At 66.2% G+C, this 23771-nt stretch carries 28 protein-coding genes; 18 read left to right on the top strand and 10 right to left on the bottom strand.

Going from position 1 to position 23771, the window contains the following annotated elements:
* The 3 genes from DSM104440_RS11020 to DSM104440_RS11010 are packed head-to-tail and all read left to right on the top strand — an operon-like array spanning window position 1 to window position 1609.
* Window positions 1-483, top strand: a complete 483-nt coding sequence (locus tag DSM104440_RS11020; RefSeq protein ID WP_171162557.1) for a hypothetical protein — start codon at window positions 1-3, stop codon at window positions 481-483.
* Entirely contained in the window at window positions 476-703 is a 228-nt protein-coding gene (locus DSM104440_RS11015) for a hypothetical protein (RefSeq protein WP_171162555.1), read from the top strand. The genes DSM104440_RS11020 and DSM104440_RS11015 overlap by 8 nt, the downstream gene beginning before the upstream one ends.
* Before the next feature lie 45 nt (window positions 704-748).
* Window positions 749-1609: an alpha/beta fold hydrolase gene (locus DSM104440_RS11010; RefSeq protein ID WP_171162553.1), complete on the top strand. Its 861-nt coding sequence runs from the start codon at window positions 749-751 to the stop codon at window positions 1607-1609.
* 12 nt (window positions 1610-1621) lie between these two features.
* Here DSM104440_RS11010 and DSM104440_RS11005 read toward each other — a convergent pair whose 3' ends face one another.
* Genes DSM104440_RS11005 through DSM104440_RS10995 form a run of 3 tightly spaced genes read right to left on the bottom strand, consistent with a single transcriptional unit; the run spans window position 1622 to window position 2714 of the window.
* Complete coding sequence (locus DSM104440_RS11005; RefSeq protein WP_212758043.1) at window positions 1622-1879, bottom strand: hypothetical protein; 258 nt, start codon at window positions 1877-1879, stop codon at window positions 1622-1624.
* Window positions 1876-2262 (bottom strand): VOC family protein, encoded by a 387-nt coding sequence (locus tag DSM104440_RS11000; RefSeq protein WP_212758042.1) that lies wholly within the window; start codon window positions 2260-2262, stop codon window positions 1876-1878. Before DSM104440_RS11000 ends, DSM104440_RS11005 begins: the two co-directional genes overlap by 4 nt.
* A gap of 23 nt (window positions 2263-2285) precedes the next feature.
* Entirely contained in the window at window positions 2286-2714 is a 429-nt protein-coding gene (locus DSM104440_RS10995; RefSeq protein ID WP_212758041.1) for a helix-turn-helix transcriptional regulator, read from the bottom strand.
* A 93-nt stretch (window positions 2715-2807) separates the two neighbouring features.
* Here DSM104440_RS10995 and DSM104440_RS10990 point away from each other — a divergent pair, with 93 nt between their 5' ends.
* The 3 genes from DSM104440_RS10990 (at window position 2808) to DSM104440_RS10980 (ending at window position 5951) form a co-directional block, all read left to right on the top strand.
* Window positions 2808-3371 carry a hypothetical protein gene (locus DSM104440_RS10990; protein ID WP_171162547.1) on the top strand — a complete coding sequence of 188 codons (564 nt, stop codon included), beginning with the start codon at window positions 2808-2810 and terminating at the stop codon, window positions 3369-3371.
* Between the two features lie 22 nt (window positions 3372-3393).
* Complete coding sequence (locus tag DSM104440_RS10985; protein ID WP_171162544.1) at window positions 3394-5373, top strand: dipeptidyl-peptidase 5; 1980 nt, start codon at window positions 3394-3396, stop codon at window positions 5371-5373.
* A 104-nt stretch (window positions 5374-5477) separates the two neighbouring features.
* Window positions 5478-5951 carry a DNA-3-methyladenine glycosylase gene (locus DSM104440_RS10980; RefSeq protein WP_246212153.1) on the top strand — a complete coding sequence of 158 codons (474 nt, stop codon included), beginning with the start codon at window positions 5478-5480 and terminating at the stop codon, window positions 5949-5951.
* 118 nt (window positions 5952-6069) lie between these two features.
* On the opposite strand, the gene DSM104440_RS10975 is transcribed toward DSM104440_RS10980, so the two are convergent.
* Window positions 6070-7296 carry an NAD(P)/FAD-dependent oxidoreductase gene (locus DSM104440_RS10975; RefSeq protein WP_171162542.1) on the bottom strand — a complete coding sequence of 409 codons (1227 nt, stop codon included), beginning with the start codon at window positions 7294-7296 and terminating at the stop codon, window positions 6070-6072.
* A 56-nt stretch (window positions 7297-7352) separates the two neighbouring features.
* On the opposite strand from DSM104440_RS10975, the gene DSM104440_RS10970 reads away from it, so the two are divergent.
* The 7 genes from DSM104440_RS10970 to DSM104440_RS10940 are packed head-to-tail and all read left to right on the top strand — an operon-like array spanning window position 7353 to window position 14127.
* Entirely contained in the window at window positions 7353-8258 is a 906-nt protein-coding gene (locus DSM104440_RS10970; protein ID WP_171162540.1) for a dihydrodipicolinate synthase family protein, read from the top strand.
* Window positions 8255-9172, top strand: coding sequence for a proline racemase family protein (locus DSM104440_RS10965; protein WP_171162538.1), 918 nt, complete (start codon window positions 8255-8257; stop codon window positions 9170-9172). The genes DSM104440_RS10970 and DSM104440_RS10965 overlap by 4 nt, the downstream gene beginning before the upstream one ends.
* The gene (locus tag DSM104440_RS10960; protein WP_171162536.1) at window positions 9169-9822 is read left to right on the top strand and encodes a GntR family transcriptional regulator; all 654 of its coding nucleotides are present in this window, start codon (window positions 9169-9171) and stop codon (window positions 9820-9822) included. Before DSM104440_RS10965 ends, DSM104440_RS10960 begins: the two co-directional genes overlap by 4 nt.
* Window positions 9819-11108: an aminopeptidase P N-terminal domain-containing protein gene (locus tag DSM104440_RS10955; protein WP_171162534.1), complete on the top strand. Its 1290-nt coding sequence runs from the start codon at window positions 9819-9821 to the stop codon at window positions 11106-11108. The genes DSM104440_RS10960 and DSM104440_RS10955 overlap by 4 nt, the downstream gene beginning before the upstream one ends.
* Entirely contained in the window at window positions 11105-11533 is a 429-nt protein-coding gene (locus DSM104440_RS10950) for a hypothetical protein (protein WP_171162532.1), read from the top strand. The genes DSM104440_RS10955 and DSM104440_RS10950 overlap by 4 nt, the downstream gene beginning before the upstream one ends.
* Before the next feature lie 8 nt (window positions 11534-11541).
* Window positions 11542-11979 carry a hypothetical protein gene (locus DSM104440_RS10945; protein ID WP_171162529.1) on the top strand — a complete coding sequence of 146 codons (438 nt, stop codon included), beginning with the start codon at window positions 11542-11544 and terminating at the stop codon, window positions 11977-11979.
* A 27-nt stretch (window positions 11980-12006) separates the two neighbouring features.
* The gene (locus DSM104440_RS10940) at window positions 12007-14127 is read left to right on the top strand and encodes a molybdopterin-dependent oxidoreductase (RefSeq protein ID WP_171162527.1); all 2121 of its coding nucleotides are present in this window, start codon (window positions 12007-12009) and stop codon (window positions 14125-14127) included.
* On the opposite strand, the gene DSM104440_RS10935 is transcribed toward DSM104440_RS10940, so the two are convergent.
* From DSM104440_RS10935 to DSM104440_RS10915, 5 genes are all read right to left on the bottom strand, one after another.
* The gene (locus tag DSM104440_RS10935; protein WP_171162525.1) at window positions 14114-14410 is read right to left on the bottom strand and encodes a hypothetical protein; all 297 of its coding nucleotides are present in this window, start codon (window positions 14408-14410) and stop codon (window positions 14114-14116) included. The two genes, DSM104440_RS10940 and DSM104440_RS10935, sit on opposite strands and share 14 nt — an antisense overlap.
* Window positions 14411-14505: 95 nt before the next feature.
* Window positions 14506-15138, bottom strand: coding sequence for an MlaD family protein (locus DSM104440_RS10930; protein ID WP_171162523.1), 633 nt, complete (start codon window positions 15136-15138; stop codon window positions 14506-14508).
* Entirely contained in the window at window positions 15125-15928 is an 804-nt protein-coding gene (locus DSM104440_RS10925; protein ID WP_171162522.1) for an ABC transporter ATP-binding protein, read from the bottom strand. Before DSM104440_RS10925 ends, DSM104440_RS10930 begins: the two co-directional genes overlap by 14 nt.
* A complete protein-coding gene (locus DSM104440_RS10920) occupies window positions 15925-16776 on the bottom strand; it encodes an MlaE family ABC transporter permease (RefSeq protein ID WP_171162520.1) in 852 nt (283 codons plus the stop codon). The genes DSM104440_RS10925 and DSM104440_RS10920 overlap by 4 nt, the downstream gene beginning before the upstream one ends.
* 79 nt (window positions 16777-16855) lie before the next feature.
* A complete protein-coding gene (locus tag DSM104440_RS10915) occupies window positions 16856-17413 on the bottom strand; it encodes a hypothetical protein (RefSeq protein WP_171162518.1) in 558 nt (185 codons plus the stop codon).
* Between the two features lie 61 nt (window positions 17414-17474).
* Between DSM104440_RS10915 and DSM104440_RS10910 the strand changes: the two genes are divergently transcribed.
* The 4 genes from DSM104440_RS10910 to DSM104440_RS10895 all read left to right on the top strand — a co-directional run bounded on the left by DSM104440_RS10910 (window position 17475) and on the right by DSM104440_RS10895 (window position 19984).
* On the top strand, window positions 17475-18422 hold the full coding sequence (locus DSM104440_RS10910; RefSeq protein ID WP_171162515.1) for a helix-turn-helix transcriptional regulator: 948 nt from the start codon (window positions 17475-17477) through the stop codon (window positions 18420-18422).
* Between the two features lie 73 nt (window positions 18423-18495).
* Window positions 18496-18882: a hotdog fold thioesterase gene (locus DSM104440_RS10905; RefSeq protein WP_171162513.1), complete on the top strand. Its 387-nt coding sequence runs from the start codon at window positions 18496-18498 to the stop codon at window positions 18880-18882.
* Between the two features lie 30 nt (window positions 18883-18912).
* A complete protein-coding gene (locus DSM104440_RS10900; protein WP_171162511.1) occupies window positions 18913-19716 on the top strand; it encodes an ABC transporter substrate-binding protein in 804 nt (267 codons plus the stop codon).
* A gap of 43 nt (window positions 19717-19759) precedes the next feature.
* Window positions 19760-19984, top strand: a complete 225-nt coding sequence (locus DSM104440_RS10895) for a DUF1161 domain-containing protein (protein WP_171162509.1) — start codon at window positions 19760-19762, stop codon at window positions 19982-19984.
* A 99-nt stretch (window positions 19985-20083) separates the two neighbouring features.
* Here the strand turns inward: DSM104440_RS10895 and DSM104440_RS10890 are convergent, their stop codons facing one another.
* Window positions 20084-21007: a 3-hydroxyacyl-CoA dehydrogenase NAD-binding domain-containing protein gene (locus tag DSM104440_RS10890; RefSeq protein ID WP_171162507.1), complete on the bottom strand. Its 924-nt coding sequence runs from the start codon at window positions 21005-21007 to the stop codon at window positions 20084-20086.
* A gap of 76 nt (window positions 21008-21083) precedes the next feature.
* On the opposite strand from DSM104440_RS10890, the gene DSM104440_RS10885 reads away from it, so the two are divergent.
* Complete coding sequence (locus DSM104440_RS10885; RefSeq protein ID WP_171162505.1) at window positions 21084-23762, top strand: bifunctional diguanylate cyclase/phosphodiesterase; 2679 nt, start codon at window positions 21084-21086, stop codon at window positions 23760-23762.
* The last annotated feature ends 9 nt before the right edge of the window (window positions 23763-23771 follow it).

The following is a 23771-nucleotide window of genomic DNA, read 5'->3' as shown; positions in this document are numbered from 1 at the left end:
ATGACCGAGAAAGAACTGAACGCCAAGCTGGCCGAGAACAGCAAGGCACTGAGCGAGGTCAATACCCACCAGGAGGTGTTGCCGCCAGTGGGGCGCGCCGAAACGAAGTGGTGGAGCACCGAACACGCCATGACGATGTGCGCTGCGCTGCTGATCTTCGGCGTGATCGTCCTTTCCATGGCGAGCTATCTCATCAAATCGGGAAAGAAGACCGACTCCGTCATGAAGGTGTTCGGAACCGTCCTGATCGTCACCGTGTCGGTGTTCCTGGTCGTCGCGGGCTATTCGGAATCCCAGATCTCTCCCGTCATCGGCCTCCTGGGCACGATCGCGGGCTACATCCTTGGAAAGGAGGCGAACAATGAACAAAATCCCGTGCGTCGCGGCACTGGCACTGACCTTGACCTTGACCGGCGCGAGCCTGGCGATCGCACAGCAGTCGGGCGCGCCGAGGGGGCCGGTGAATCTGAGAAGCATGGATGACAAGGCAGCTAGCCGCCCGGAGGCGGCGCTCAAGGGCACCTTTGCGGACATGAGTGGCCGCGCCGGCATCGGGAAGGCGGCGCCGGTGTTCACGCTCGTCGAGAGGGACCCCGCCATGCAGCAACTGCAGAGGGAAAAGGACCTGCTGGCCGATCGTGTGTTGCTTCTCGAAGCGAAGATAAAGCTGTTGACCGCGGAGCTGGAGAAGGGAAGGAAGTAGCGTCCCCGCTTAATATGTCGCCAATATCCGGCGACAGGGGCATCAATGCGAGCGAAGGTCCGCGGCACCGAAATCTATTTCGACGTTGAAGGCGCGGGCCTGGTCGCGGACGGCGCGACGCTGCGAGACAAGCCCGTGGCCTTCGCGATCCACGGCGGTCCGGGCAGCGATCACTCGGGCCTGCGCCCTGGCTTCTCGCCGCTGTCGGACCGCATGCAGATCGTCTACTTCGACCATCGCGGTTCGGGCCGCTCCGGGAAAGGCGACAAGTCGAAGTACACGCTGGAAGAAAACATCGACGACATGGAGGCGCTGCGCCAGCATCTCGGCGTGGGGCCGATCGTCTCGATGGGCACGAGCTACGGCGGCATGATGGCGATGGCGCACGCGATCAAGTATCCACAGGCGGTCTCGCACCTCGTCCTGATCGTCACCGCGGCGCACTCGGGGATCATCGAGCGCTCGCGCGAAATCGCCGGCGTTCGTGGCACGCCCGCGCAGAAGAAGTGGGTGGAAGATCTCTACGCGGGCCGGATCGATACCTCCGAGAAGCTCACCACCTTCCACCACGAGATGGGCCCGCTCTACGCGGTGACGTTCGACGAAGCCGCGTCGCTCAAGCGCCAGGCGCTCGCGAAGTACGAGCCCGAGCCGCTCAACCGCGCCTTCGCCCCCGGCGGCTTCATGCGCTCGTTCGACCTGCGCCCGAAGCTCGGCGCCATCCGCGTGCCGACGCTGATCCTCGCCGGCCGCCAGGACTGGATCTGCGCCCCGGAGTTCTCCGAGGAGATCCATCGCCTCATTCCCGGATCGAAGCTCGTGATCTTCGAGAACAGCAGCCACTCGATGCGGCTCGATGAGCCCGAGGGGATGCGACGCGAGATCGCGGCGTTCGTGGGCGTGTGACCGGCCCGGCGATCAGTGCGAAGCGCGCCAGCGTTCGAGATACGGCTGCACGAACATGTACGAACCGGTGAGGAAGAGAAAGAGCAGCGGCAGCAGCGGCGAATAGGTGATCCACGCTGGAGGCGGGCCCTGCGTCATCGCCGCGAAATTGGCGACCACGGTGAGGGTGAACAGCACGGCGACTGCGCGGTGGATCTGTCGAAGCCATTTGCTCCAGTTCATCGAATGCTCCTGGGAAGGGTTGTCGGAGAAGTAGCGGGCGCCGCTCACTGCGGTTTCCGCGCTTCGATCAACTTCCACCCGTTTCCCGAGGGGTCCCGGAAGCTCGCGTCATACGAGCCGTACCGCTTGATGGGTTCCTGCGTGAACTCCACGCCGCGCGCCTTCATCGCCTCGTACGTCGCGGGGCAATCGTCGACCACGAGCACGAGCGGCGGCATCGCGCCCTTGGCGACCAACTCCTCGAACAGCTTCGCGCTCGCGGCGTCGATGGTCGGCGGCGCGGGCTTGAACAGGCCGAGCTGGAAGGACGGCTGCTCCGGATGCTGCACCGTGAGCCAGCGGTAGTCGCCGTTCTTCACGTCCGTGTGGACGCGAAATCCCAACTTCTCGACATAGAAAGCGAGCGCCTCGTCCTGGTCTCGCACGTACACGCCAACGACTCCAACACCTTGACTCATGGGGCCTCCCGTTTTTTCCGAGGCCCCACTCTAGGGACGGCCTCCTGGCGGCGCTTCTCCGAAACTGCGCTCTTGAGATCCGGGCGGTAGGCGGCGCTCACGAAGCAGTGGGGCACCTGTTCCAGCGCGTGGAGCGCGGTCTTCTCGCGGTCGCGCAGTGCCCCCGGGCTCTCGCCGGTTACGTCCCGGAATGTGCGTCCGAACGTGCCCAGGCTCGACCAGCCGGTCTGGAATGCGATCTCGGTGATGGAAAGTTCGGTATCGCGAAGCAGCGCCTTGGCGCGCTCGATCCTGCGCGTGAGCAGATAGCGGTGCGGCGGCGCGCCGAACGCTTCCTTGAATGCGCGCGCGAAGTGGGCCTCGGAGACGTGGCTCACGCGCGCGAGGCGTTCGACGGGCCACTCCTCGTGGGAGGCGGCGTCCATTTTGTCCTTCGCGCGCAGGAGGCGGCGGAGGAGGACCGGGTCCTGGCTCATGCGGCCACTTTACTGCACGGCCGCAGCGGGTAACCTTGCAGCATGCGAACCCTGACCGCCTTCCTCCTCCCGCTGTTCCTCGCCGCCTGCAGCGGCATCCCCCTCATGTCGATGCCCAAACTCATCGCGCTGCAGGGCAACCTCCTCGACGCCAATCCCGCGGAGTTCATGGTGGCGATCCAGGCCGATTCGCGCCTCACGCCGCCGCCCGGGTCTTCTCCGGTGCTGCACCTGGACGTCAAGCCGAAGGAAGAGGGCTCATTCCCGCGCATCCAGAAGATGCTGAAGATGCAGGAGAACGATTGGTCGCCGGCGCTGATGGGCCTGAAGCCCGCCGGGAAGGGGCGCAAGTGGTTCATCTACGCGTTCACGCCCGAATCGGCCGAAGAACTGCGCAAGGTGCAGGCGCAGTTCCGGGCGATCAAGGCTCAGAACAAGGGCGGCAGCCTCCAGCTCGGCATCGCGCAGGAGAATGTCGCCGCGAAGAATCCGGAACTCGGCAACACGAAGTGGGAATCGTGGCTGCAGGTTTCGCGCAAGGACGGATTCTTCGAGCTGTGGTCGGGAACGCTCGGCGAACTGGTCGCGCAGGGCCAGCCACGGTGATTCGCGTGGCATCATCCGGGCCATGCGAAAACCAATCGACATCGAAACTCTCTGGCGCCTCGAGCGCGCCGGAGCCGTCTCACTCTCTCCCGATGGAAGCGCCGCCGTTTGTTCCGTCACGTCCTACAAGATGGAAGACAACAAGGGCCGCACCGCGCTCTGGTTGCTTCCGACTGCGAGTTGCTCGCCGCGTCGCCTGACAACGGGCGGCGAGAAGGATGGAAACCCCGCGTGGTCGCCCCAGGGTGATCGCATCGCCTTCCTCGCCAAGCGCGAGCAGGACGGACGCACGGATGCCGAGCCCCAGCTTTATGTGATCCCGGCCGCTGGTGGCGAGGCCGAGCGCAAGAGCGACTTCGCGCCCGGCATCGACGACTTCAAGTGGATGCCCGACGGCAAGCGCATCGTGTTCGTTTCCTGGGTGTGGCCGGATGCGAAGGGCGCGCGCGAACAGGCGAAGCGGCACAAGAAGTTCACGGATCGCAAGGAAAGCGCGTACGTAACCTCTGAGGCGCACTACCGCCACTGGGACCGCAATCTCCCGATGGGTCGCGTGCCGCACCTGCTGATGCTCGATCTCGCGAGCGGCCGCGTCACCGACCTCTTCGAGGGCACGGGCTACGAGTTGCCGCGCGTGGATACCTGCGCTGCGCATTTCGACATCTCGCCCGATGGCCGGCGCATCGCGTTCGTCCACGATCCGATCGAGCGCAAGCGCGCGGACCACGCATTGGCATTGGCCGAGATCCACATCGCGTCGCGCCGTATCACGCCGCTCACCGATGATCCGCGCTGGAGCTATGACGCGCCGCGTTATGGCCCGGACGGCTCGAGCCTCGCCTGCGTCGCCGCGCACGTGGGACGCCGCCACACGATGCCCAACCGCCTCGCGATCCGGAACGACCACGGACTCTGGCGCATGCCCGGCGCCGGTCGCGACCTCGACGTCGATGCGCCGCTGCGCTGGTCGGGCGACGGTGCGTCGATCCTCTTCACGGCGCAGGAGCGCGGACGCCGTCACCTGTGGCGCCAGGACCTGCGCAAGCGCGCACCGGAAGTGGCGGTGCAGGGCGGCTGGGTGCAAGGCTTCGATATCGCCGGCAGCGGGAGCGACGAGATCATCACGGTCGCGATCGATTGCGCGAGCCACCCCGTTCAGATCCATGCCGTGAAGTCAGGAGCGGCGAAGCGACTCGAGCGCTTCAACTACGAGGTCCTGTCGAACGTCGCAATCGGCGAGACGCGCGAAGTCACCGTGAAGGGCGCGCTCGGTGACGCGGTGCAGATGTTCCTCACCTTCCCGCCGCGGTTCAATGCGAAGCGCAAGCATCCTGTGATGCAGGTGATCCACGGTGGGCCGTACGCGGCCTCCGGCGATACGTGGGGCTATCGCTGGAACACGCACTTGCTCGCGTCGCGCGGGCACGTCCTCGCGTCGGTGAACTACCACGGCTCGAGCGGCTTCGGCCACGCGTTCGCCGACAGCATCATGGGCCGCATGGGGCAGCTCGAATTGCGCGACATCGAAGCCGGCACCGATTGGCTGCTGAAGCAGCGCTGGTGCGACCGCAAGCGGGTCTACGCGGGCGGCGGCAGCTACGGCGGCTTCCTCGTCGCCTGGATGAACGGCCACGTCGCGCCCGGCCGCTATCGCAACTACGTGTGCCACGCGGGCGTGTTCGATCGCGTCGCGACCTTCAGCGCCGATTCATACATCCAGCGTCCCCGGGATCTCGGCGCGCTCTACTGGAAGGATCCGGCGAAGGTCCTGGCGCAAAGCCCGCATACGTTCGCGCACCGCATGCGCACGCCGACGCTCATCCTCCACGGCACCAAGGACTATCGCGTGCCCGATGTAAACGGCCTCGCCTACTACAACACGCTGCTCGCGCAGGGCGTGCCCACGCGCCTCGTGTGGTTCCCCGACGAAAACCACTGGGTCCTCAAGCCGCGCAACTCCCGCCTCTGGTACTCCGAAGTCCTTGATTGGGTAAAGAAATAAAAGGGGACAGTCCCCATTTCGGAAAAGGGGACAGTCCCCTTTTTCGGGGGTTCTACGACCGTGACACGATCGAGGTCGCGCACGACCTGCTCGGCAAGCACCTGGTGCATGTTGATGGGGATGTGAGGCGCGTTGCACGGATCGTGGAGGTGGAGGCGTACCTCGGCCCGCACGATCTCGCGGCGCATTCCTCGAAGGGCCTCACGCCGCGCACACGGGTGATGTTCGGTCCGCCGGGCCACGCCTACGTCTACCTGATCTACGGAATGCACTGGTGCGTGAACGTCGTCACGCAGGAGGAGGGGCATGCGAGCGCGGTGCTGCTGCGTGCGCTCGAGCCGGTACGCAACGTCACGCTGCGCACGCAGGGGCCGGGTCTTCTCACAAAGGCGATGGGGATTGATGGCCGCTTGAACGGCCACGACCTGCTGAGCCGCGACCTTCACATCGTCGATCCCGGCCCCGAGAAGATCTCCATCGTTCGCCGTCCGCGCATTGGCGTGGATTACGCGGGACATTGGGCGAAGCGGCTGCTGCGGTTCTACATTCGTGGAAATGCGTACGTGTCGCGCCCGTGAAATGTCATCCTAAAGAGCGAAGCGGTCAGAAGGACCTCCTGAGCGTGCGAAGGATCTGCTGTTAACCCCCTACAGCAGGTCCTTCGTCGCTTCGCTCCTCAGGATGACAACAGCGAGGCTAGAACCGCTGCAGATCGAACTCCCGCGCCGCGCGCCGGCCCGCCATGATGTCGGTCAGCAACTCCGCGGTCGGTGTCGCGATCGTGAGGCCCACGTGCTGGTGGCCGATGGAGTAGTAGATCGGCGCGCCGGGCACGCGGCCGATCCCCGGTAGGTAATCGGGAAGCACGGGGCGCGAGCCGGTCCACATCGGTCCGTCGGCGGGGCAATCGAAGCCGAGCTTCTTCAGGCGCTCGCGCAGGCGCCGGCCCTTGCTTGGATCCGGCGGCGCATCGGCCCCCGCGAACTCCATGTAACTTGTCGCCCGCAGGCGACCCGTCATCGGCGTGGCGACGATCTTCTCGTTCGAATAGAGAACGGGCGCGTCGACGAGTGCGGCGGCGCCGGGGATCTCGACATGCGAGCCGCGTGCGGCTTCGAGCGGCACCTTGAGCCCGAACGGCGTCAGCAGGGGCGCCGACCACGCGCCCGCGCAGATCACGACGCGATCGGCGCGGATTGTGCCCACGTCGGTGGCGAGCTCGACGCCTTCGCCACGCACATGCATCGCATTCACAGTGGCCTTCTCGAAGGTGGCGCCGTGTTCGATGGCTGCGGTGACGAATGCCCGCACGACTTCCAGTGGATCGAGGACGTGCGCGCAATCGGGAAACCAAAGGCCCGCGGCCGCAGACGCATTCGCAAGCCGCCGTGCGGTCTCGACGATCTCGGGCTCCGCGTTCTCGGTGCGAATCTCCAGCGCCGTCATCGCGGCCGCTTGCGACTTCGCACGCTCGGCTGCGCGTTCGTCGAGCCAGATCTCGTAATGGCCGCTGCGTTTCAGGAGGTCGGAGCGCCCGATCGCAGAGAGCCAGCGTTCGATCGTGTCCGCGCCCGCACGAACGAGGGGTGCAAGCATCGGCGTGTGGAGCTTCTGACGGTAAGCCGCGCGCCTGAAGCGCAGCGCCCAGGGCAGGAATGCCCCGACGTGGCCCAGTCGGATATCGAGTGGCCCGCCGAGCGCATAGAGCTCCCGCCAGAAACTCGTGAGAAGAGCGGGCGAGGGCAGGGGCTCGACGAGTTCCGTCGCAATGTGGCCCGCGTTGCCGAAGCTCGCCCCTCCCGTGCCGGGTTCGGCGCGATCGATGAGCCGCACCGCATGACCCTCGCGGGCGAGCGCGAGCGCCACCGACGCGCCCACGACGCCGGCCCCGACCACCGCAACACTTCCGATTTGACGCTCCATTTGGCTAACGTATACGATATACGCCACGCATTCAACGCCGCTCCGAAAGAAAAACCATGACCACGCCGATCGCCTGCAACTGGGCCGGGGTTTTCCCCGCCGCGACTACGCAGTTCGACACCAACCTTGCGGTGGACATCCCCGCCACGCAAAAGGTCCAGAAGGCGCTCGTCGATGACGGCGTGCACGGCATGATCGTGATGGGCACGGTGGGCGAGAACAATTCGCTCGACGCGCAGGAGAAGCGCACGGTGCTGCGCGCCGCGGTCGAGGCCGTCGGCGGCCGCATTCCGGTGATCGCAGGCGTGTCGGAGTTCACCACGCCGACGGCGGCCGCCTGGGCGCGCGATGCCGAGAAAATCGGCGCGTCGGGACTCATGGTCCTGCCCGCGATGGTCTACGTCCCCACGCCCGCGGAGCTCGAGTACCACTTCCGCACGGTCGCGCAGGCGACGTCGCTGCCGATCATGCTCTACAACAACCCTCCGGCTTATCGAGTGAACATCGACGCGGGCACGCTTTCCCGTCTCGCCGACCAGCCCAACATCGTGGCCGTCAAGGAATCCGCGCCCGATCCGCGCCGCTTCACCGATCTTTACAACACGTTCGGCGATCGCTTCGTGCTCTTCGCGGGCCTCGACGACGTCGCCTTCGAAGGCCTGCTCCTGGGTGCCCGCGGTTGGGTCTCCGGCCTCACGAATGCATTCCCGGTGGAATCGATCGCGTTCTACGACGCGCTCAAGGCCGGCGACCTCGACAAGGCCCGCAAGATCTACCGCTGGTTCATGCCGCTCCTGCACCTCGATGCGGAACACGACCTCGTGCAGTCGATCAAGCTCTCCGAGCAGATCATGGGCCGCGGCTCCGAGCGTGTTCGCCCGCCGCGCCTGCCGCTTGCCGGCGAGCGCCGCAAGCAGGTGACCGCGATGGTCGAACAAGCAGCGAAGACCCGGCCGATATGAACACGCTGCGCGTCATCGATTCGCACACGGGCGGCGAGCCCACGCGCGTCGTCGTCGAAGGCGGGCCGGATCTGGGCACGGGCAGCCTCAAGGAACGCGTGGAAGTCTTCCGCGCGAAGCACGATCGCTATCGCCGGGCCGTGGCAAACGAGCCGCGCGCCTCGGACGTCGTCGTCGGGGCACTCCTCACCGAGCCCGTGGACAAGACCTGCGCCGCGGGCGTCATCTACTTCAACAACGCCGGGTACCTGGGCATGTGCGGCCACGGCACGATTGGCCTGGTCGCAACACTCGCGCACATGAAGCGCATCGGCCCGGGTGAGCACCGTATCGAAACACCGGTGGGTGTCGTCACCGCGACGCTGCACGCGGACGGCAGTGTGAGTGTCGAGAACGTGCCGAGCTACCGTGCCGACACGAAGACCTTCGAAGTCCCGGGTCTCGGCAAGGTCAAGGGCGACATCGCGTGGGGTGGAAACTGGTTCCTGCTCATCGGCGAGCATGGCCAGGACATCGATCTGGCGAACGTGGATCGTCTCACCGACTTCTCGTGGCGCGCGCGCCAGGCCGCGAACGAGCAGGGCTTCCCGAAGGTCGATCACGTCGAACTTTTCGGTCCTGCCACGATGCCCGGAGCCAACGCGCGCAACTTCGTGCTTTGTCCCGGCAAGGCCTACGACCGCTCGCCCTGCGGCACGGGCACGAGTGCCAAGCTCGCGTGCCTCGCCGCGGATGGAAAGCTCGCCGAAGGTGCGGAGTGGGTGCAGGAGAGCCTCATCGGCAGCATCTTCCGCGGCAAATACCGTCGCGCGGGCGACAAGATCATTCCCACTATCACGGGCTCTGCGTGGGTGAACGGCGAAGCGAACCTGATCCTCGACGAGCGCGATCCGTACTGCTGGGGCATCACATGAGCACGCGACTCGAACGCACGATGAGCGGGCAGATCACCGCGATGATCCGCGACCGCATCCTTACGGGTGCATACGCGCCCGGCTCGCCGCTCCTGCAGGACGGCATCGCGGCAGAATTCGGCGTGAGCAAGATTCCCGTGCGGGAGGCGCTCGTGCAACTGCGCGCCGAGGGCCTCGTCGATATCTACGCCCATCGCGGCTTCCAGGTTCGCCCGCTCGTTGCAGCGGAAGTAGAGGAAGTGTTCCGGTTGCGGATGTTGGTCGAGCCCGTCGCGGTAGCCGAAGCATCGAGGCGCGCGGAAGCAGGGGACCGCGAAGCCGCGGCCCGCGCACTCACCGTGCTCGGCGACGCGCTCGCCGGTGACGACCTGCACGCCGTCGGCGATCTCAACTGCGCATTCCATTTGTCCCTCATCGTGCCGCGCCTGCAGCCGGTCGCGGCCGACGTGCTCTTGCGTCTCCACACGCTCTCGCGCCGCTACGTCGCGGTCCATCTCATGCCTGCGGGCCGCGCGAAGCGTGCGTCGAAAGAGCACAAGGCCCTGTTCGCCGCCTGGGCCGCCGGCAAGGCGAAAGAGGCCGAGCGCCTCACCCGCGCCCACATCGAAGAAACCCGCCAAGACCTCGAGAAAGTCCTGCCCACGCCATGAACATCTACCGCAATCGCCGTTCGCGCCTCGCCGAGTCCATTTCCGAAGGCGTGATCATCGTTCCCACGTCGCCCGAGATGGCGCGCAACGCCAACCAGTACTACGAGTTCCGCTGGGACAGCACCTTCTATTACCTCACCGGCTTCAAGGAGCCCGACGCGGTGCTGGTGATCGTTCCGGGCAAGAAGCCGCGCCAGATCCTCTTCTGCCGCGACAAGAACGTCGAGCGCGAGATCTGGGACGGCTTCCGCTACGGGCCGAAGGCCGCGAAGACCGAGTTCGGCTTCGACGAGGCCTATTCGATCGACGAGATTGACGAACGCGTGCCCGAGCTCCTCATCAACTCAGATGTTCTGCACACGCCCATGGCGGTTCATCCGGCCTGGGATGCGCGCGTCGCCAACTGGCTCACGCGCGTGCGCGGCCTCGTGCGCACCGGCATCAACGCGCCCATGGAGGTGCACGACATCCGCGCCCGCGTGGGCGAGATGCGCCTCTTCAAGGACGCCGAGGAAGTGAAGATCATGAAGCGCGCCGCGGACATCTCGAGCGCAGCGCATGTCCGTGCGATGCGCGAAGCGCAGACGGCGAAGTTCGAATACGAGATCGCGGCCGGCCTGGCCCACGAGTTCGGTCGCCACGGCGCAGGCTCGGCCTACGGCTCGATCGTAGGCGCAGGCGCGAACGCCTGCTGCCTCCACTACCGCTCCAACGACGGCCCGCTGAAGAAGGGCGAGCTGCTGCTGATCGACGCGGGCTGCGAGCTCGGCAGCTACGCCTCCGACATCACGCGCACCTTCCCGATCGGCGGGAAATTCTCGCCGGCGCAGCGCGATGTCTATGAAGTCGTCTACGCCGCGCAGAAGGCCGCGATCGCCGCGATCAAGCCCGGCGTCGTCTTCGACACGTACCACGAGGTCGCGAAGAAGGAACTGGTCCGCGGCCTGATCGACTTGAAGCTCTGCAAGGGCAGCGTCGACGAGGTGCTCGAGAAGAAGACCTACGAGCAGTTCTACATGCACAAGGCCGGCCACTGGCTGGGGCTCGATGTCCACGACGCGGGCGAGTACCTGCGCAAGGGGAAGTACCGCAAGTTCGAGCCCGGCATGGTGTTGACCGTCGAGCCCGGCCTCTACATCCGGCCCGCCGCGAATGTCCCGAAGGCGTTCAACAACATCGGCGTCCGGATCGAGGATGACGTGCTCGTCACCAAGAAGGGCTGCGAAGAACTCTCGACCGGTGTTCCCAAGAAGTTGAAGGACGTCGAAGCGGCCTGCCGCGCGTGAACAGGGTCGTCGTCTGGGGCGCCACCATCCTCGCCATCATTCTCGGTGGCTTCATCGGCAAGGCCGTCGTGGGAAAGCTCTTCGGGCGCGGGTCTCCGGAGAACGAGCTTCCGAGGATGGTCGAAGCGGTCAAATCCAAGGCCGGCACGAAGGTCGATGAAGTGACCCGGCTCGACAGTGCGCGCCATGGCCCTGGCAAACGACTCGTCTATGAGTTCACGATCCTGAACGTGGAGACCCCGAAGGATCTCGACCCCGGCGTGGACCTTGCGACTGTGAAGCAAAAGATCCGCACGCAGGCCTGCGCGATCAAGGGAATCCAGACGATCCTCAACCATGAGATCGACGTTCTCTACGAGTACAAGGCGGTCAATGGCGAGTACTTGATGGACGTGGACCTCACGAAGGCGAAATGCGGCCTCTAGCGAGGAATGTGCTGATCTGGGGCACGCCCATCCTGGTGATTGTTGCGGGAGTGTTCTTCTTCGGGGATCACCTGCTGAGGAGCTTCGCTGACGCTTATCTCGGGAAGGATGCTTCGATTGAGTCCCGCCTTCCCAGGATGGTCGAGGCTGCCCGGGAGAAGGTCGGAACGATGGTCGATGCGAACACCCGGCTCGACGGCGTGCGCCAGGGATCGGCCAATCAAATGGTCTACGAGTACACGATCCTGAACGTACCTACGCTGCGGGATCTGAACCCGAGCGCCGATTTGGCCGCGGTCAAGGAAAGGATCCGTGCCAGAGGTTGCGAACACGAGTACGCGAAGTTCATCGTCAGGCACAACGTGAACATGCTCTACGAGTATCGCGCGGTCAATGGCGAGCGCTTGATGGAAGTTGAGCTGACGAAAGCGAACTGCAGGCTCTAGGGCGTCGCGGCGTGGCATGCTACGCGCATGGACGGCTCATCTCCGCAGGACCGCGTTACCCATCGCGCATGCCACTTGTGCGAGGCGCTCTGTGGCCTCGAGATCCGCACGCGGGGTGACCAGGTCGTCGGCGTGCGCGGCGATGTGCAGGATACCTTCAGCCGCGGACACATCTGCCCCAAAGCGGTCGCGCTCATCGATGTCCACCACGATCCGGACCGCCTGACGGAACCAGTCCGGCGCGAAGGCGACCAGTGGGTCCCTATCGGTTGGGATGAAGCGTTCGAGCTCGTGGCCACGCGTTTCGCGGCGATCCAGCGCGAACACGGCGCGAATGCGCTGGGAATCTACCTCGGCAATCCGAACGCGCATCACGTCGGCAGCATCCTGCATGCGCCGGCGATGATCCGCGCGCTGCAGACGCGCAACCGTTTCTCGGCCACGTCCGTCGACCAGCTGCCGCATCACGTGGTGGCGTACGCGATGTACGGGCACTACTTCATGCTGCCGATTCCGGACATCGACCACACGGCGTACTGGTTGATCCTCGGCGCGAACCCGCTCGCATCCAACGGCAGCCTCATGAGCGCGCCCGATGTCGCCAAGCGCCTGAAGGCGGTGGGGGATCGCGGCGGCAAGGTCGTCGTGATCGATCCGGTGCGCACCGAGACGGCGGAAGTCGCGACACGCCACCACTTCATCAAGCCCGGTACCGACGCGGCGTTTCTCATCGCGCTCGTGAACGCGGTGCTCGAGCTCGGGCCGCCGCGCGTCGAGCGCTACGGCGATCAGCTTTCGGGACTCGATACCGCGCTCGAAGCGATTCGCGCATTCGGTGTCGAAGGTGCCGCGGCGCCCACCGGCATCCCCGTCGAAGCCATTCGGACGATTGCCTCCGAGATTCACAGTGCACCGAGCGCGGTTGCCTACGGCCGCATCGGTTTGTCGACGCAGCCCTTCGGCACGACGTGCCAATGGCTCATCCAGATCCTGAATCTCATCACGGGCAATCTGGATCGCGTCGGTGGCGCAATGCCGACGCTTCCCGCGGTTGCGCTCACTGGTCCCGGCACGCGCCCTGGCGGACCGGGAAGCTTCAAGAGCCGCGTCTCGCAGCACCCGGTCTTCAGCGGCGAGTTGCCGGTCGCGGCAATGTCCGAGGAAATCGACACGGCGGGCGAGGGCCGCATCCGCGCGATGCTCACCATCGCCGGCAACCCGGTCTCCTCCACGCCCAACGGCAGGCGCGTCGATCGCGCGCTCGATTCCCTCGAGTTCATGGCGGCGATCGACATCTACGTGAACGAAACCACGCGCCATGCCGACGTGATCCTGCCGCCGGCCTCGATGCTCTCGCACGAGAACTACGACGTCGTCTTCAACGCGCTCGCGATCCGCAACGTCGCACGCCTCAACGCCCCGGTGTTCGCGAAGCCCGAGGGTGCCTTGTACGACTGGGAGATCTACAACGGTCTTGGTGCCGCCTACGCGAAGGCAACGGGCACGGCCTTCAAGGCGATGCCCGCGCCGTCGGTCGTGCTCGATGGCGCGTTGCGTGCGGGACCTTACGGAAAGACGCTTTCGATCGCGGCACTGCAGGCCGCGCCGCATGGCGTGGACCTCGGCGCGCTGGCACCTTCGCTCCTCGAACGCCTGGAGACGCCCGACAAGAAGATCGCCTGCGCTCCGGAGGCATTCGTCGCGGACCTCGCGCGCGTGCGTCGCGAAATCATCGACGCCGCGGCAACGAGCGAACTGCGCCTCGTCGGCCGCCGCCACCTGCGCAGCAACAATTCGTGGATGCACAACGCGCACCGCCTCACGAAGGGTCCGCGGCGCGACCAGCTGTGGATCCATCCGGACGATGCAGCCAAGCGCGGGATCGTCGATGGAAACGAAGTGACGCTCGCCTCGCGCGTGGGCTGCATTCAAGTCACCGCCAAGGTGTGCGACCGCGTGATGCCCGGTGTCGTCTGCCTCCCACACGGCTTCGGCCAGGCGCGCGAAGGCGTGCGCCTCGCGACCGCCACCGCGCTGGCGGGTGCGAGCTACAACGACGTCGCCGACGAAACCGCCCTCGACCCCGTGTCGGGCAACGCGGCACTCAACGCGCTGCCCGTCACGGTGAGCCCCGTCACTTCACGGTGACCTCGACCAGCGCTTCGCCGTTCGCGCACTTCTTGCCGGCCGTCGGGCCTGTCGCGATCTGCGCCGCGGGAATCGAGCGATGCGTGCTCAGCTCGCACGCGGCCTTCAGCGAATCGGTCCAGTTGCACATCAACTTGCCGCTGTCCTCGTAATAGCGGCTCTTCCAGCAGTAGTACGTGCCACTGGCAACGCCCGCGCCGCCACCTCCGGTGTTCGTGGTGATCGGGGCACAGGCGGGAAGAATGGCAAAGGCGAGCAAGGCGGTGCACAGGGAGCGGGTCATGGCGCGTTCTCCAGGCGAAGGGCAGAGGCCCTGAACGCATTGCGCGCGGCGGCGCCGAAGGTTCCAGCGCGCCGCGTTTGCCTGGTTGCGGAGTGTTACGAACCCGAGCCGATTTTCCCCGCATCGGTTGCCTGCGGTGGCGTGCTGGGCTTCCGGAGCAGGAGCGACGGGTTCTCCTTCACCTTCTTCGTGAACTCGGTCACGTCGCCCATGGCTTTCTCGCCATCGGTGAGCAGGCGGTTGGTCTTGTCCTGCAGCGTGCCGAATCTCTCGACGATCCTGGGTAGTTGCTCGAGCGCGGCCGTCAGTCCGCTCTTGGCCGAGATGATCTCGGGGAGTTGGCCGGGGGGCGTGGACGCCGCGAGATTCTTCGTGCCGGGGTCGGCGCCATCGAGCTCGATGTACACGTTGCCGGTGATGCCTTTCCATTTCAGGATCGCGCGAGTGTCGGTATGCACGGGCGCGTCGCGGCGAAGGGCCACGAGCACGACGATCTTGCGCGGGTCTTCCGGGTCGATCGTCATGGCCTTCACCTGGCCCACTTCGAGGCCGCGAAACCGCACCGCGTCGCCGAGTGCCATGCCGCTCACGGATTCCGAGAAGCGGATGCGATAGAGGACATCGTCCTTGTCCCCGCTGCGCGAGAGCCAGATGAATGCGAATGCGATCGCGGCCGAGAAGGCGATGATGAACAGGCCTTCGACGAAGTAGTGCTTATCCGTTTCCATGGGGCGCCTTCCGGGTTCTGTCGTTATGCGTGGCTTTGCGGGCGGTTGCGGCGGCTTCCGCGCGCGGGCCGTGCAGGAATTCGTGGATCCAGGGTTGCTTCGATTCGAGGAGGTTGTCCACGGTGTCGACGACCACGTTGCCGTCGACCAGCATCGCGACGCGGTCGCACACCGTGAAGATGGTCGACAGGTCGTGGGTGATCAGCACCATCGTGATGCCCAGCTCGTCGTTCAACTGCAGGATGAGATCGTCGATGCCACTTGCGGATACTGGGTCGAGCCCTGAGGTCGGTTCGTCGAGGAAGAGGATGCGCGGGTCGAGGGCCAGCGCGCGTGCAAAGGCCGCGCGTTTGACCATACCGCCGGAAAGCTCCGAAGGAAACTTCTTCCCGTGTTCGACGGGAAGGCCGACGAGCTCGAGCTTCTCGGCGGCGATGCGCTCGCACTCCTCGGGCGGGAGCCCCTTGTGAAGGCCGATCGGGAGGGTGATGTTCTGCGCGACGGTGAGCGAGGAGAAGAGCGCACCCTGCTGGAAGAGCACGCCGAGCAGCGCCGCGCGCTCGGCGCCGTTGATAGTGGCGACGGCCTTGCCTTCGAGCAGCACTTCCCCCGCGACGGGCGTATGCAGTCCCGTGAGCGTGCGAAGCAGGACCGACTTGCCGCTGCCCGAGCCGCCCGCGACGCCGAGGATCTCGCCCTCCTGGATATCGAGCGAGAGGTTCTTGTGCACCTCCTGCGCGCCGAAGCGGTTCACGATCCCGCGGGCCGTGGCGATGGGAGTGGCGTTCACAGCCCGACCTTGTCGAAGAAGATGGAGAACAGCGCGTCGAGCACGATCACCAGGAAGATCGACTTCACGACGGCGCGCGTCGTTTCGCGTCCGACGCTGCCCGCGGAGCCGCGCACGCGCAGCCCGTGCATGCAGCCGATGATCGCGATCACGAAGGCGAACACCGGTGCCTTGAGCAGGCCGACGAGGAGGTCGCTGGTATCCACCGCGTTGTGCACGCGGTCCAGGTACTGGAGCGGTGAGACGTGCAGCAGCGACTGGGAAATGAGTGAGCCACCGACGATGCCCATCACGTCGGCGAAGAAGGTGAGCAGCGGCAGCGTGATCATCAGGCCGAGCACGCGCGGCACGACAAGCATTTCCATCGGGTCGATGCCCATCACGGTCAGCGCATCGACTTCCTCGCGCGACTTCATGACGCCGATCTCCGCGGCGAATGCGGCCCCCGAGCGGCCGGCCACCAGGATCGCGGTGATGAGCACACCCATCTCCCGCAGCATGGAGACTGCGACGAGGTCCACGGTCAGGTTCTCGACGCCGAAGCCGCGCAACTGAGCGACACCCTGGTAGGCGATCACCACGCTGATCATGATGGCGAGCAGGCCCACGGTCGGCAGTGCGTTCACGCCGGTCTCGGCCACCTGCCGCGAGATCGCGGAGAGCCGCAGGTAGCGGGGCCGCACGATTGCTTTCGCGGTTGCGTTCACCGCTCGCGCGAGGAAGACCGTCACTTCATAGGCATCGCGCGCCGCGCGATCGCCCGCGCGGCCCAGGCGAATGACGGGATCGCGCCAGCGCGAAGGCGGCGGTGCGGCAGGCGCAGGCGTAGCTACGGCGGTTGTCGACATGGGACAGTCTGTTCCGCCGGCGGCGAAGCATCTGTCGGACAGCGCCGGGCAGGCGCTGTAGGAGACGTCCGACTCCCGGCTAGCGCAGCTTCAGGAGATCCATGACCGCCACGGTCTGCCAGGTGCGGCCGTTGTCATGGGAGAAGGCGCGTTCCCAGCGCGCGGTATCGCGCGTGATGCGCGACCACGTGTGGCGCACGCGCACGGGCCGGCCTTCGTCCACATCCTCACCGAAGAACTCGCCCACACCGTTGCGAAAGGCGCCGGTCGCGGCGGTTTCGAGCATCCCTGTGCGCCGGTTGAGCGAGAAGATCGTCCACCGGCCGGTGTCCGGGTTGTACAGCCGCAGCGTTGCGTCCGCGATGCCCCGGGCCGGGAAGTGAATCTCGTCGATGGTTCCCAGGCCCGCGAGGATCGGACGGACCGTGGCTCGCCCCATCATCTCTTCGCGATCGTTCGGGTGCCGGTTGAGCACCTGCCAGGACCCGACGAGGAAATCGAAATCCCTCGCACCCGCGTGCGCGACGACGGCATTCATGGCGGTCTTCTCTCCGGCAATGGCCTGGTTGTGACAGGTCGCGGCCACCAGGAGGAGCAGGGCGACGGCAAGGCTCAGCAGGCGCAGTTCGTTTTTCATGCGCTCAGGCTAGCGCCGATATAGGGCTATACGCGCCCTAGTTCTCCAATATAGTCACGCTATGCCAAACCCGACCACCCGCGTCCTCGCCGTCCTCGAGCTCCTGCAATCCCATGGCCAGATGGGCGGGGCGGAGCTCGCTCGCCGCGTCGAGGTCGATCGGCGCACGTTGCGCCGCTATATATCGATGCTCGAGGAGATGGGCATCCCCATCACGACCGAACAGGGGCGCTATGGCGGCTATCGCCTCGTGCCCGGCTACAAGCTCCCGCCGATGATGTTCACGGACGAGGAGGCGCAGGCGCTGTCGCTGGGCCTCATCGCCGCGCGCGGCCTGGGCCTCTCGGATTCCGCGCCCGCCATCGAGAGCGTGCAGGCCAAGCTCGACCGGGTGCTGCCGAGCGCGCCGAAGAAGACGATCGCGGCTTTGCGAGAAAGCGTGGCGCTGCAAACCGGGGATTCGCGTACCAACGCCGATGCTCGGTTGCTGCGCGTGCTGAGCGAGACAGCGCAGTCGCGGCGCACGGCGTCGCTGCGCTACGGTGCGGCCGATGGTGCGCAGACTTCGCGCGACTTCGACGTCTACGGCCTCGTCTTTCGCGCCGGACGCTGGTACGTGGTCGGACATTGCCACCTGCGATCGGGCCTGCGCACGCTGCGGCTCGATCGCGTCGCGCATGGCGAGCCCACCGAGCGCACCTTCGTGCGTCCCGAAGGGTTCGATGCCGTCGAGCACCTCACGCGCGCGCTCGCCAACATGCCGGGAAGCGTTTCCGTGGAAGTCGTGTTGCACACCGATCTCGCGACCGCACGCCGCGAGCTCTTCCACGGCCTGGGCTTTCCCGACCAGAGCGGGGATGTCGTGGTGCTGAAGGCGCTCACCGACAACCTCGATTGGTACGCGCGCGAGTTGATGCGCCTGCCGTTTCGCTTCGAGGTCCGCGCGCCCACCGAACTTCGTTCCGCCATCGGCCGCATCGCACGCCGCCTCGCCGAACAGTTCAAATAGAGGGGTCAGACCACTCTATCGTTTGTACCGCGATAGAGTGGTCTGACCCCTCTATTTCACCTACCATCGGCTCGTGGATACCGATCGCCAGACCCTGCTCACGACACTCGACATCCAGATCGTCGAGCGCTCCAAGGAACGCGTCGTCCTCACCATGCCGGTGGGTCCCAAGGTGCACCAGCCCTTCGGCCTGCTGCACGGCGGCGCATCGGTTGCGCTCGCCGAAACCGCGGCCTCGCTCGCGGGCTGGATGAACGTCGACAGTTCGAAGGAAAACGTGGTCGGCATCGAGATCAACGCGAACCACCTGCGCGGCAAGAAGGACGGGGTCGTCACGGCCACCGCCACGCCCGTGCACATCGGCCGCCGCACGCACGTGTGGCAGGTGTCGATCACCGACGAGCAGGGCAAGGGCATCTGCGTTTCGCGCTGCACGCTCGCCGTCGTGCCGAAGGAATGATTCGAATAAAAACGAAATGAGGAGCCCGCCATGTACCGCAAACTCGCTGCACTCTGTCTTCCGCTCGTCCTCGCCGCCTGCGCCAGCACCCCGCAAGTGCCCTCCGCGGTGATGAGCGAGCTCGCCCCAGGCGGCAAGCTTCGCGTCGCCATGAACTACGGAAACATCGTCCTCGCGCAGAAGGATCCCGCCACCGGTGAAGCGCGCGGCATTTCCGCCGACCTCGCGCGCGAGCTCGCAAGGCGCCTCGGCGTGCCGATCGAGTGGCTGAGCTACGACACTGCCGGCAAGGTGGCCGAGGCCGCGAAGTCCGGCGCCTGGGACATCGCGTTCCTCGCGATCGACCCGGCGCGCGCGACCGACGTGGAATTCACGCCGCCCTACGTGATCATCGAAGGCAGCTACCTCGTGCGCACCGATTCACCGTTGAAGCGTATCGACGAATTCGACCAGTCGGGACTGCGAATCGCGGTCGGGCAGCGCACGGCCTACGACCTTTTCCTCACGCGAACCCTGAAGAAATCCACGCTCGTGCGCTCGCCCACGTCGCAAACGGCGATCGACCAGTTCGTGAACGACAAGCTCGAGGCGGCCGCGGGCGTGAAGAAGACGCTGCAGCGCTGGAACGGGCAGAACCCGGGCTATCGCGTGATCGACGGCACCTTTACCGACATCAAGCAGGCCATGGGCGTGCCCAAGGGACGCACGGCGGGAGCCAAGTACCTCACCGATTTCGTCGAGGAAATGAAGGCGTCAGGTTTCGTCGCCAAGGGGCTCGCGGCCAGTGGCCAGACCGAGGCAACCGTCGCGCCGGCCGCAAATTTGGCAAGATAGCGGCGAGGAATCCCATTCGGGACCCAGAGGGGGGCTCAAGAACATGAAAAAGATCGTCCTGGCGATGGTGCTGGCCCTGGTGGCCATGCCCGTCGCTGCCCGCAAGACCTGCGATGACCTGAAGGCCGAGATCGAGGCCAAGATGACCAAGAAGGGCGTGAAGAACCCCACGCTCGAGGCGGTCGCGAACGCCGACGTGAAGGACGGCAAGGTCGTCGGCAGCTGCGACGGCGGCACGAAGAAGCTGGTCTACACCCGAGGCAAGTGACGACCCCTTAGGTCGTCATCCTGAGCGTAAGAAGGAGCTGCTTCTCGCTCCCTCAGGATGACAGCACCGCACGCCGAGAGATCGTGGTGGCAGGTCATGTCAGCCTCCGTTGTCCAATTCCTCGGCGACGAGCGCAAGGGCCCCTTGCAGCATGCGCGTGTAGCGCGCCTTGTCCGCGGCGATCTTCTCCGGCGTCCATTCGTAGAAGCCGCGGCCGGTCTTGATGCCCAGGTGGCCCGCGGCCACGAGATCGCGCAGCACCTTCGCGGGTTCCTTGTTGTCGGCAAGCGTCGGATACATCGTCGCCGCCGCCGAGCAGTGCACGTCGAGCCCCGCGTGATCGCGCTGCAGGATGGGCCCCACCGCGAGATAGCGGAAACCGAAGCTGAAGCGCACCGCGGCGTCGATGTCCTCGGCCGAAGCGACACCTTGCTCGAGCAGGGAATAGGCCTCGCGGCACAGCGCGTGCTGCAGGCGATTGGCGATGAAGCCGGGGAGGTCCTTCTTCACGACGACCGGGCGCTTGCCCAGCGAGCGCAGGTACGCGCAATGCGGTTCTATGAGCGCGGCATCGGTGTCGGGACCGAGCACGACTTCGACGAGCGGCACCGAGTGCGCGGGCATGAACCAATGCTGGCCGAACATGCGCCCGCGCGTGGGCAGCCCCTCGGCGATGCGGCTGATCGGGATGGCGGAGCTGTTGCTGGCGAGCAGCGCATCGGGGCGCGCCAGTGTGACCAGCTCCGCGAAGAGCGCGCGCTTGACCTCGAGCTTCTCGGGAATGGCTTCGATCACCACGTCGATCGACGCCCAGGGCAATCGCGCGAGCGAGTCGTGGATGGCGATCGAGCGGAAGTCCGCGATGCCCAGTTCGGCCGCTGTTTTCGCGAGGTATCCCGGCAAGGCCGTGCGCCGCGCCGCACCGGGCTCGACCAGGTGCGCCGCGCAGCCCGCGCGCGCGAGGGTGAGGGCGATGTCGGCGCCCATCGTTCCGCCGCCAATCACCGCTGTGACATTCTTCATTGCGACATCCTCCTCGCGAGGGATATTACTAGCCCGGATAGAATGGGATCGTGAATCGCCGGATGCAGGGAGCGCTGTGAAACGGGACCAGGATGAAGCGGCACTGCGGGTCCAGGCCCAGCAGGCGGCCCTGTTCGCGCTCCTGAAGAGCGGAATATCAAGCGCTGAACCGGCGCAGGCGTGGCGCGCGCTCACGGAAACGACCGCGAAGACCTTGCGCTGCCACCGGGTATCCGTGTGGCTGTTCACCCGGGGCGACGAGGAGCTCGTCCTACAGGACCTCTACGAACTCCATGCCAATCGTCACGAGTCGGGCGAGCGGCTGGAGTCGGCCGCCTGTCCGGAATACTTCCACGCGCTGCGCTGGAGCCGGGCGATCGTCGCGCCCGATGCGGCCACCGATCCCTACACGCGCGAATTCGCCGGCGACTACATCGCGGCGCACAACATCGTCTCGATGCTCGATTCGGGGATCTGGCAGGGCGGGCGCGCGCGCGGCGCCGTCTGCCTCGAATCCGTGGGCGAACGGCGCTACTGGACACTCGACGAGCAGCAATTCGCATCCTCCATGGCCGATCTCGCGGCCGCCGCCCTCGACCGCGACACGCTCCGGCGAGCGCACGCGCAGCTCGAGGAATCGCGCGAGCTCTTCGAGCGCGCCGTGAACTCGAGCCCCGACTGGATCTCCGTCGTGCGCCTGTCCGACGGCACGATCCTGCACGTCAACGAAGCGTTCGAGCGCGACGCCGGCTACAAGGTCGCCGAGGTGATCGGCAAGACCACGCTCGACATCGGCCTCTGGGTCGATCCGGTGCAGCGCGCGCAGTGGGCCGACAAGGTCACGCGCGAAGGGCTCGTGCGCGACTTCGAGGTGCAGTTCCGCCGCAAGCCCGGCGACGTGCGCACGTTCCACCTTTCGGGCGAACGCATCGACATCCGGGGTGAAGCGTGCGTCGTGACGACCAGCCGCGACGTCACCGAGCGCAAGCGCCAGGAATCGCTCATCTATGCCATCGCGCAAGGCGTCGCGGCGGAGACGGGAGAGTCGTTCTTCCGTTCGCTCGTCGCCCACCTGGGCCGCGCGCTGGAGGCCGACGTCGCCTTCGTGGGCGAGCTCGACCCGGCCAACCGGTTGAAGGTGCGCACGATTGCCGTCCAGGCCGGCGACAAGCCCGGCGCCGATTTCGAGTACGACCTGCACGGTTCTCCCTGCGAGACCGTGATCGGCCGCGGCGTGTGCGCCTATCCGAGCGGCGTCGGGCAACAGTTCCCGCTGGATGTTGCGCTGACGCAGAAGGGCATCGAGGCGTATGTCGGCGCGCCGCTCGTCGATTCGCGCGGGCGCGCCCTCGGGCTCATCTCCGTGCTCTTCAAGCGTCCGCTCGCCGATCCGGCGACCGCCGAGAGCATGCTGCGGATCTTCGCGGTGCGCGCCTCGGGCGAGCTCGAGCGCGGGCACAACGTCGATTCACTGCGGCACCTCGCGATGCACGATGCGCTCACGCAACTTCCGAATCGCATCCGCCTGCGCGAGACGATCGAGCAGGGTCTCGAGCGCGTGGCTTCGCGCGAGGGTCTCGGGGCGCTGCTGCTCGTCGACCTCGATCGCTTCAAGGAAATCAACGACACGCTGGGGCACCCCGTGGGCGACGTGCTGCTCACGAGCGTGGCGCGGCGGCTGTCGACGGAGCTCGGCGGCACGGGGCTTGTTGCCCGCCTGGGCGGTGACGAATTCGCGATCTGGTTCGACCGGTTCGACAACGAGGCGCAGGCCGAAGCGGCCGCCGCGCGCGTGCTCAGCGTGCTGACTGCGCCTTTCGAGGTGGGCACGTATCGCCTCGAGATCGGCGCGAGCATCGGCATTGCATTGGCCCCGCACCACGGCGCCACGGCGAGCGGCCTGCTGCGCTGCGCGGACGTCGCCATGTACTCGGCCAAGCGCCTCGGCGCCGGCTTCGCGGTGTACGACCAGGAGCAGGACCCGTATTCGACCGAGCGGCTCGCGCTGCTCTCGGAGCTCAACAGCGCCGTGCGCCGCAACGAGCTGGTCGTGCATTACCAGCCGCGCGTGCGGCTCGCCGATGGCGCGCTGGTCGGCTTCGAAGCGCTCGTGCGCTGGGAACATCCGCGGCTTGGCCTGCTCCCGCCGGGGCGATTCATTCCGCTCGCGGAGCTTTCCGACGTGATCCGTCCGCTCACGCTCTGCGTGCTCGGGCAGGCGCTCGCACAGCAGCGGGTGTGGGCCTCGAAGGGGACGCCCGTGCGCATGTCGGTGAATCTCTCCGCGCGCCATCTTCTCGATGACGCATGCCCCGAACAGGTCGAGCGACTGCTGAAGACGCACGGCGCCGATCCGAAGATGCTGGAGCTGGAGATCACCGAGAGCGCGCTCATCGCCGATCCCGAGCGGGCGAACGCAACCGTGGCGCGCCTGCGCGCGCTCGGCGTGCAGCTCGCCGTCGACGACTTCGGCACCGGCTACTCGTCGCTCTCGCACCTGAAGCGCCTGCCGCTGCACGCGCTCAAGATCGACGTGTCTTTCGTGAGCCACATGCTCACGCGCCGCGAGGACCGCGTGATCGTGGAATCGACGATCGCGCTCGCGCACAACCTGGGGCTTTCCGTCGTCGCCGAGGGCATCGAGGACGAAGCCACGCTCGCGGCGCTGCGCGCGAGCGGCTGCGACGAAGGGCAGGGGTTCCACGTGGCGCGGCCGATGGATGCCGAGGCGGCCACGCGCTGGATCGCAAAATAAATGGGGTCA

This window comes from Usitatibacter palustris (genome assembly GCF_013003985.1).
In the GTDB taxonomy this organism is placed as follows: Bacteria; Pseudomonadota; Gammaproteobacteria; order Burkholderiales; family Usitatibacteraceae; genus Usitatibacter; species Usitatibacter palustris.
This window is presented reverse-complemented; position numbering and strand designations above follow the sequence as displayed.

What these genes read in the sequence shown, in the direction of transcription:
- DSM104440_RS10940 (WP_171162527.1), top strand. Translation starts at nt 12,007, where the DNA reads ATGGACGGCTCATCTCCGCAGGACCGCGTTACCCATCGCGCATGCCAC.
- DSM104440_RS10920 (WP_171162520.1), bottom strand. Translation starts at nt 16,776, where the DNA reads ATGTCGACAACCGCCGTAGCTACGCCTGCGCCTGCCGCACCGCCGCCT.
- DSM104440_RS10910 (WP_171162515.1), top strand. Translation starts at nt 17,475, where the DNA reads ATGCCAAACCCGACCACCCGCGTCCTCGCCGTCCTCGAGCTCCTGCAA.
- DSM104440_RS10930 (WP_171162523.1), bottom strand. Translation starts at nt 15,138, where the DNA reads ATGGAAACGGATAAGCACTACTTCGTCGAAGGCCTGTTCATCATCGCC.
- DSM104440_RS10890 (WP_171162507.1), bottom strand. Translation starts at nt 21,007, where the DNA reads ATGAAGAATGTCACAGCGGTGATTGGCGGCGGAACGATGGGCGCCGAC.
- DSM104440_RS10915 (WP_171162518.1), bottom strand. Translation starts at nt 17,413, where the DNA reads ATGAAAAACGAACTGCGCCTGCTGAGCCTTGCCGTCGCCCTGCTCCTC.
- DSM104440_RS10935 (WP_171162525.1), bottom strand. Translation starts at nt 14,410, where the DNA reads ATGACCCGCTCCCTGTGCACCGCCTTGCTCGCCTTTGCCATTCTTCCC.
- DSM104440_RS10895 (WP_171162509.1), top strand. Translation starts at nt 19,760, where the DNA reads ATGAAAAAGATCGTCCTGGCGATGGTGCTGGCCCTGGTGGCCATGCCC.
- DSM104440_RS10965 (WP_171162538.1), top strand. Translation starts at nt 8,255, where the DNA reads ATGAACACGCTGCGCGTCATCGATTCGCACACGGGCGGCGAGCCCACG.
- DSM104440_RS11010 (WP_171162553.1), top strand. Translation starts at nt 749, where the DNA reads ATGCGAGCGAAGGTCCGCGGCACCGAAATCTATTTCGACGTTGAAGGC.
- DSM104440_RS10960 (WP_171162536.1), top strand. Translation starts at nt 9,169, where the DNA reads ATGAGCACGCGACTCGAACGCACGATGAGCGGGCAGATCACCGCGATG.
- DSM104440_RS10985 (WP_171162544.1), top strand. Translation starts at nt 3,394, where the DNA reads ATGCGAAAACCAATCGACATCGAAACTCTCTGGCGCCTCGAGCGCGCC.
- DSM104440_RS11020 (WP_171162557.1), top strand. Translation starts at nt 1, where the DNA reads ATGACCGAGAAAGAACTGAACGCCAAGCTGGCCGAGAACAGCAAGGCA.
- DSM104440_RS10955 (WP_171162534.1), top strand. Translation starts at nt 9,819, where the DNA reads ATGAACATCTACCGCAATCGCCGTTCGCGCCTCGCCGAGTCCATTTCC.
- DSM104440_RS10970 (WP_171162540.1), top strand. Translation starts at nt 7,353, where the DNA reads ATGACCACGCCGATCGCCTGCAACTGGGCCGGGGTTTTCCCCGCCGCG.
- DSM104440_RS10900 (WP_171162511.1), top strand. Translation starts at nt 18,913, where the DNA reads ATGTACCGCAAACTCGCTGCACTCTGTCTTCCGCTCGTCCTCGCCGCC.
- DSM104440_RS10990 (WP_171162547.1), top strand. Translation starts at nt 2,808, where the DNA reads ATGCGAACCCTGACCGCCTTCCTCCTCCCGCTGTTCCTCGCCGCCTGC.
- DSM104440_RS10995 (WP_212758041.1), bottom strand. Translation starts at nt 2,714, where the DNA reads ATGGACGCCGCCTCCCACGAGGAGTGGCCCGTCGAACGCCTCGCGCGC.
- DSM104440_RS10975 (WP_171162542.1), bottom strand. Translation starts at nt 7,296, where the DNA reads ATGGAGCGTCAAATCGGAAGTGTTGCGGTGGTCGGGGCCGGCGTCGTG.
- DSM104440_RS11015 (WP_171162555.1), top strand. Translation starts at nt 476, where the DNA reads ATGGATGACAAGGCAGCTAGCCGCCCGGAGGCGGCGCTCAAGGGCACC.